Source organism: Syntrophorhabdaceae bacterium (assembly GCA_028713955.1).
Classification (GTDB): Bacteria; Desulfobacterota; Syntrophorhabdia; order Syntrophorhabdales; family Syntrophorhabdaceae; genus UBA5609.
In genome coordinates, this window is the sequence record JAQTNJ010000187.1 from 1 (window position 1) to 6,298 (window position 6,298).

A 6,298-nucleotide genomic window follows, 5' to 3' on the forward strand; every position below is an offset into this window, starting at 1 on the left:
CATCAATATGCAGTACGGGGAGATAGATGAAGATATACAAAAGAAGGCCACCTCTCTCTCGATAGAAACAAAAAAAGTATATGAAAGAGCCCTGGTGTGTGGTATTCTACTGAACCATCTTGAAAAACATTATCGCTACTTCAGGCAACACGGCGCGCAAGGCACATGCGGGGTCTGGGAAGAGAGGGCGGCGATAAAGGGTAAGACCCTTGAGGTTAACCAGATGGGAGAATCATACAAAGGGATCGTCGAAGGGATCGACCGTGATGGGGCAATGCTCCTTAACATGGACGGCGAGGTAAAAAAGATTATTGCAGGAGATGTGAGCTTCTAATGCTGCTTGTTATTGACATCGGTAATACCAATATCGTCTTTGGCGTATATGATAACGGCACCCTCGTCAACCACTGGAGGTTGAGCACCGCCCTTCAGAAGACCGTCGATGAGTACGCGATCCTTCTCAACAGCCTCCTCTACATCGAGAAGATAAAACTGAGCCAGATAGACAGCGCCATTGTTTCCTGCGTCGTACCGCCGCTTCTGATCCCCTTTGAGATCGTCTGCAGGAAATATATCGGGATAAGACCGATTATCATTGAGCCAGGCATAAAAACAGGGATGCCCATTTCATACGAGAACCCCTCTGAGCTCGGAGCGGACCGGATCGTCAATGCCGTAGCGGGATACGAAAAGTATAAGAAGGCGCTTATTATCGTAGACTTCGGCACTGCGACAACCTTCGACTATATAACCTCAAAGGGTGAATACGCCGGCGGCTCCATAGCGCCGGGGATTATGATCTCTCTTGAGGCGCTTTTTGAGAGGGCCTCGAAACTGCCGAGGGTTGAGCTTGTCCAGCCGAAGACCCTTGTGGGAAAGAACACGGTCCACGCGATGCAGGCGGGGATCACTTACGGGTATATAAGCCTTGTTGACGGCATCGTAAGAAGGATCAAGGACGAAGTAAAGACCGACCCATACGTGATCGCGACAGGGGGTCTTGCCAGCCTTATCTACAAGGGATCGGAGACGATCGACGAAGTAGACGAATTCCTGACGCTGCGGGGATTGAAGATACTCTACGAGAAGAACAAGGAACACCATAAGTTCAAATAGCAAATCCTTTCACCTTTCACTTTTAACATTCATCTTTCACATTTCACTCTATCAGCTGATATTGATGTTTTTTGAATATATTTCCATTATGTGGTATAATGTCTTATTGAATCATATATTGCCATCCTCAACCTATCCACTACCGAGCGTTCATTTGCTAATCTTGCATAGACTGAGCTACCGCAATAAATAACTAAACAGAAGGAACAATTCATAGAAATGGAAAAATTTGAAGACCTTACTTTGTCGAGAGAATTCCGCAAAGCCGTAGAAGATATGGGGTTCGAGGAACTGACTCCCATACAGGCAAGAGCAATACCGCCGATCCTTGACGGAAGAGATGTCATCGGTCAGGCACAGACCGGAACAGGCAAAACTCTTGCCTTTGGAATCCCGCTGCTGGAAAAGATCAAGCCCAAGGTGAAGAAGGTGCAGGCCATCATCCTCTGTCCCACGAGGGAACTTGCCATCCAGGTTGCCGAAGAGCTCAAAAGACTCCTCCTCCACAGAAAAGATATCCTGATCCTCTCCGTGTACGGGGGACAGCCTATAGACCGGCAGATCAGGGTGCTGAAAGGCGGAACCCATGTCGTTATCGGCACACCGGGCCGCACCATCGATCATATAAACCGGGGCACACTGGACCTCTCTGCTGTAGAGACGGTTGTTCTCGATGAAGCCGATGAGATGCTCAATATGGGGTTCATCGACGATGTGGAGACTATCCTCCAGAGAATTCCCCATGAGCGGCAGACGCTCCTCTTCTCTGCCACTATGCCGAAACCGATCCTGGACCTGACGCACAAATATCAGCACAATCCTGAGTTTATAAGGGTTGTCCACAAGCAGCTCACCGTTCCGCATGTTGAGCAATCCTATTTCGAGGTAAAGGAAAGCACCAAGCTCGATGTATTGTGCCGGCTTATTGACATGTACAACCTCAAATCCTCTCTTGTGTTTTGCAATATGAAAAAAAGGGTCGATGAAGTGGTTATGCATCTCCAGGCGAGAGGATATGTTGCTGACGGACTCCACGGAGACATGACCCAACCGCAGCGTGACAGGGCCATGAACAGGTTTAGAAAGAACCTCACCGAAATACTCGTTGCTACCGACGTGGCGGCGCGGGGGATCGACGTGGAAGATATTGAGGCTGTTTTCAACTATGACCTCCCTCAGGATGAAGAGTATTACGTGCACCGCATAGGGAGAACCGCACGGGCCGGTAAAAAGGGGCGCGCCTTTGCCTTTGTCGTGGGACGTGAGATCTACAAACTCAAGGAGATCCAGTCATACGCAAACATCAAGATACAGCGTCAATCTATTCCCTCTCTCGCCGATGTGGAAGAGATAAAGACAACCAATATGCTGGAGAGGGTAAAGGCAGCCATCGATGACGGTAATGGTGGTCTCCGCCGGTATATCGGCACTATCGAATCGCTCTGCAATGAAGACTATACCTCCGTGGACATAGCGGCGGCGCTTTTAAAGATGCTCATCAGCGCCGATGAAAAGGAACCTCTGTACCAGGAAAAACGAACACGGGAAACGAACCGGCGGGAGGCAACGACGGCGTTGCGTATCAATACGGGCAGCAAAGAGAAGGTAAGGGCTAAGGACCTCGTGGGGGCCATTGCCGGAGAAACAGGCATACCCGGCAACCTGATCGGGAAGATCGATGTCTTTGAGCACCACAGTCTCGTGGAGGTCCCTGAGGAGATTGCGGAAGATGTCATTTTACGTCTCAAGAGATGTTATATTAAAGGGAAAAAGATAACCGCGGGGTTTGCGGATAGAAATTGAGCGCTATGGGTATGGATAACGGCAAACTGCCGTCACTGAAGATAAAGGGAAAAACGATAGAGGTGCCGATCATCCAGGGAGGCATGGGCATAGGCGTATCGCTTGCGCCGCTTGCCAGCGCCGTAGCTGTTGAAGGCGGCGTCGGCATCGTGTCGAGCGCATGTCTCGACAGGCTTGTCTCGAAGAGGAAGGGAAAATCCTTTAACACCTATGAGGCTGTCCGCGAAGAGATATCCCTTGCAAAGTCGAAGGGAGGCATTGCGGGTATCAATATCATGGTTGCCATAGCGAGGGATTACAATGATTCCGTGAAGGGAGCCATTGATGCCGGTGCGGATGTGATTATCTCCGGCGGGGGTATTCCCCTTGGTCTGCCCACTATAAAAGATCCCGGCGATACCGCGCTCATTCCCATCGTCTCATCGGCAAGGGCGCTCGAGCTTATATGCAAAAAATGGGAACGGGCAGGATACCGCCCCGATGCCGTTGTCCTGGAAGGTCCCCTTGCGGGGGGTCACCTGGGCTTTGCGTTCGACCAGATAGGTCTTGAGTCAAACAAACTGGAAAATCTCTTCTCCCCGGTGAAGGAAGTGGCAGAAATACACGGCGGCTTCCCGGTCATCGTGGCCGGCGGCATTTACAGTCACGATGATATTGTGAAGTTTCTCCGTATGGGCGCTGACGGGGTGCAGATGGGAACAAGGTTTCTCGCAACCGAGGAAAGCAGCGCATCGCCGGATTATAAACGTGCTGTTGTCAATTCCAGAAAGGAAGATATCGTTGTCGCACAAAGACCGGGCTCGCCCTGCAATATGCCCTTCATGGTCATAAGGCAGTCGCCCATGTTCATCGATTCCCTGCAAAGACAGAGAAAACCGAAATGCGACAAGGGGTATATCCTCTCCAAAGACAGGGACGGGTGCTTTAACCGCTGTCAGGCAAAGGATAACAACGAGAGCAGTTTCTGTATCTGCAACGGGCTTTTAAGCTCCGCCGGTTATAACCCGGACGCCGAGAAGCCGCTCTACACGGTCGGCGCCAACGGCTACAGGGTCGATCACGTCATGACCGTGAAGGAACTGATGAACGAACTGACCGCAAACGGGAACAGTCAACACTGATTTGCAGTATCACTGATCCGCAATATCCGCAGTAAAATCACCCTGAATATTTTTCTTGCTTTACTTCGAGGCATTATCCCCTCCCTTGCCCTTCGTGTATGATTGAAGCAGTTTCTCAAATTCAGCCTGTTCTTTATTATCCCGGTATTTTTTACGCTCTTTTTCGCTCAGGTATCGCTGCCCTTTTATCTCGCTGTTCTGGAGAGAGTCTGCCCACCCTCGCAGTTGACGGGACACTTCCTCTGCGAGGGATTTCAAATTTGAAATTTGAGATTTCAAATCCCGAAAAACAGATAGTCTTTCGAGGAAGCAGAGCATAGACCTGACTTCTCCGGCAGAGCCCCGCGCGATATAGAGGAACGCGAGAAGTTCCGGCGTCGTGCCGCGTTCAAACCCTTCAGCAATGTTATTGGAAACCGAAAGCGCTGCCCGCTCGATCTGGTCCCGGAGGCTGTATTTCTTCCTAAACTGCTCGCCCTCCGTTAACGTATACACTTTTTCGGCAAGATCCATCGCCCTTTTCCATACGGGTAAATCTTCGAACCTCTCATAGGTCATTCGCCATTCCCCCCTTGTGCATAATCTTCGATATTGGCTGTTTTTATCGTTACAGTCTATTCTTTGATGTATTCCGTGCCGAAGGTGTTGAGGTAGGCGATCTCTTTTAAGGGCTTACGGGGGCTGAGCTTGGGTGTCTCGCCGGGTGTCTCGTCGAAATAGCCCAGCGGCGTCATCGCGGTGATCGAGAACCCTTCCGGTATCTTCAGGATCTCTTCTACCTTCTTCGCGTCGAAAAGCCCCACGTGGACGGTGCCGAGGCCGAAGTTCCATGCTGCGAGCACGATATGCTCCATGGCTATTCCTGCGTCGAACATGAACCAATCGCCCTTGTCCGTCGCAGCCTGTCCCTTATGGAACCCGGAAAGTTCTCTCTTTGCAGCGACACAGATAAGGACCGGGGCATCGATGATCGCCTGGCGTGCGGGATTGGCGCCGGGAAAGATCTCGGCAGCGAACCTCTCTTTGATCGCCTGGTCTTTCACAACGATGAACCGCCACACCTGCGTGTTTGCCCATGACGGTGAGCGCCTTGCAGCTTCGAGTATCTCGATGATGATCTCTTCGGGAATAGGATCATTCCGGTATTTCCTGATGCTCCTGCGCTCGTGAATGACTTTCAGCATATCCATGCCTTATTATGCGACGGGGACAAATGCTTGTCAAGATTTTATATGGCAAAGAAATATCATCGACAAGATTGCCGCGTCGCTTCGCTCCTCGCAATGACAAGATAGTGGGGGGCCCAATGCTCTCCGCTCTTTGCTCTCAGCTATGATTTACTATGAAACGCGAGCCAGACAGTCTTTTGCGTGTTGTCCGTCCATTCGACCCGGTGTTTCCTGTGAGCCGGGATGAGTACATAATCACCTGGACGCATGACAGCGATCTTTGATCCATCCTCGAAAAGAAGGCCTGCGCTCCCCTGGAGCAGGATCACCCATTCATCGGTTTCCTGGTCAAACCACTCCCCTGGCGGTGTCGCCTGCCCCTCAGAGACGATCCTCTCGATCCTGCAATGCTCATTCTCCAAAAGGGTTTCGATAATCTCTTCAGTCTTTGCATCCGGCAGGAGGTGAAAAAGATTCTCAATCCCCAAGACAGATCCCCATCTCCAGCGCGGTCTGGACCGAATCGGAATCGAGGGAGACCCTCCGTATCTTGCCGATCACATCCGCAAGGGGCACACCCTTCATCTCCGGCGGAACAAGGGCAACCATGACGCCGAACTGTCCGGCCTCGATCATGCGCACCGCTGCCGCGCCGAAGCGGAGCGAAACGAGCCTGTCAAAGGTTGTAGGAGACCCGCCTCTCTGGAGGTGGCCGAGGACGATCGAGCGGGTGTCTTTGCCTGTCTTCTTTGCTATAGCCCTTGCCACGTACTCACCTACTCCACCGAGGACAACATCCTGCCTCCCGACTTCACCGGCGCCTTTTGAGAGCTCAGACCCTCCTATCGGCGCCGCACCTTCGCCTGCAACGACGATGGCGTAATGGCGGCCATGGAGCTCGTTATCCATGATGTGCCTGCACACCTTGTCTATATCGAAGGGTATTTCAGGAAGAAGGATTACGTCGGCGCCCCCTGAAAGCCCGCTGTTCAGGGCAATCCATCCTGCGTGGCGCCCCATGACCTCAACCACCATGACGCGGTCATGAGAGCGAGCGGTCGAATGGAGACGGTCTATCGCCTCTGTCGC

The 6,298-nt window shown here is 51.8% G+C and carries 8 protein-coding genes; 4 read left to right on the forward strand and 4 right to left on the reverse strand.

Going from position 1 to position 6,298, the window contains the following annotated elements:
• The 4 genes from PHU49_13160 to PHU49_13175 form a co-directional block, all read left to right on the forward strand.
• A partial coding sequence (locus PHU49_13160) for a hypothetical protein (protein MDD5244956.1) occupies window positions 1-334 on the forward strand: 334 nt, incomplete at its 5' end.
• Complete coding sequence (locus PHU49_13165; protein ID MDD5244957.1) at window positions 334-1,116, forward strand: type III pantothenate kinase; 783 nt, start codon at window positions 334-336, stop codon at window positions 1,114-1,116. The genes PHU49_13160 and PHU49_13165, both read left to right, overlap by 1 nt.
• 219 nt (window positions 1,117-1,335) lie before the next feature.
• Window positions 1,336-2,919 (forward strand): DEAD/DEAH box helicase, encoded by a 1,584-nt coding sequence (locus tag PHU49_13170; GenBank protein MDD5244958.1) that lies wholly within the window; start codon window positions 1,336-1,338, stop codon window positions 2,917-2,919.
• A gap of 11 nt (window positions 2,920-2,930) precedes the next feature.
• A complete protein-coding gene (locus PHU49_13175) occupies window positions 2,931-4,040 on the forward strand; it encodes a nitronate monooxygenase (GenBank protein ID MDD5244959.1) in 1,110 nt (369 codons plus the stop codon).
• A gap of 60 nt (window positions 4,041-4,100) precedes the next feature.
• Here the strand turns inward: PHU49_13175 and PHU49_13180 are convergent, their stop codons facing one another.
• From PHU49_13180 to PHU49_13195, 4 genes are all read right to left on the reverse strand, one after another.
• Window positions 4,101-4,598: a four helix bundle protein gene (locus PHU49_13180; protein ID MDD5244960.1), complete on the reverse strand. Its 498-nt coding sequence runs from the start codon at window positions 4,596-4,598 to the stop codon at window positions 4,101-4,103.
• A 56-nt stretch (window positions 4,599-4,654) separates the two neighbouring features.
• Window positions 4,655-5,224 (reverse strand): nitroreductase family protein, encoded by a 570-nt coding sequence (locus PHU49_13185; GenBank protein ID MDD5244961.1) that lies wholly within the window; start codon window positions 5,222-5,224, stop codon window positions 4,655-4,657.
• 146 nt (window positions 5,225-5,370) lie between these two features.
• Window positions 5,371-5,697, reverse strand: a complete 327-nt coding sequence (locus tag PHU49_13190; protein ID MDD5244962.1) for a cupin domain-containing protein — start codon at window positions 5,695-5,697, stop codon at window positions 5,371-5,373.
• Window positions 5,687-6,298 (reverse strand): 6-phosphofructokinase (locus PHU49_13195; protein MDD5244963.1); only part of this gene is annotated, 612 nt, incomplete at its 5' end. The genes PHU49_13190 and PHU49_13195, both read right to left, overlap by 11 nt.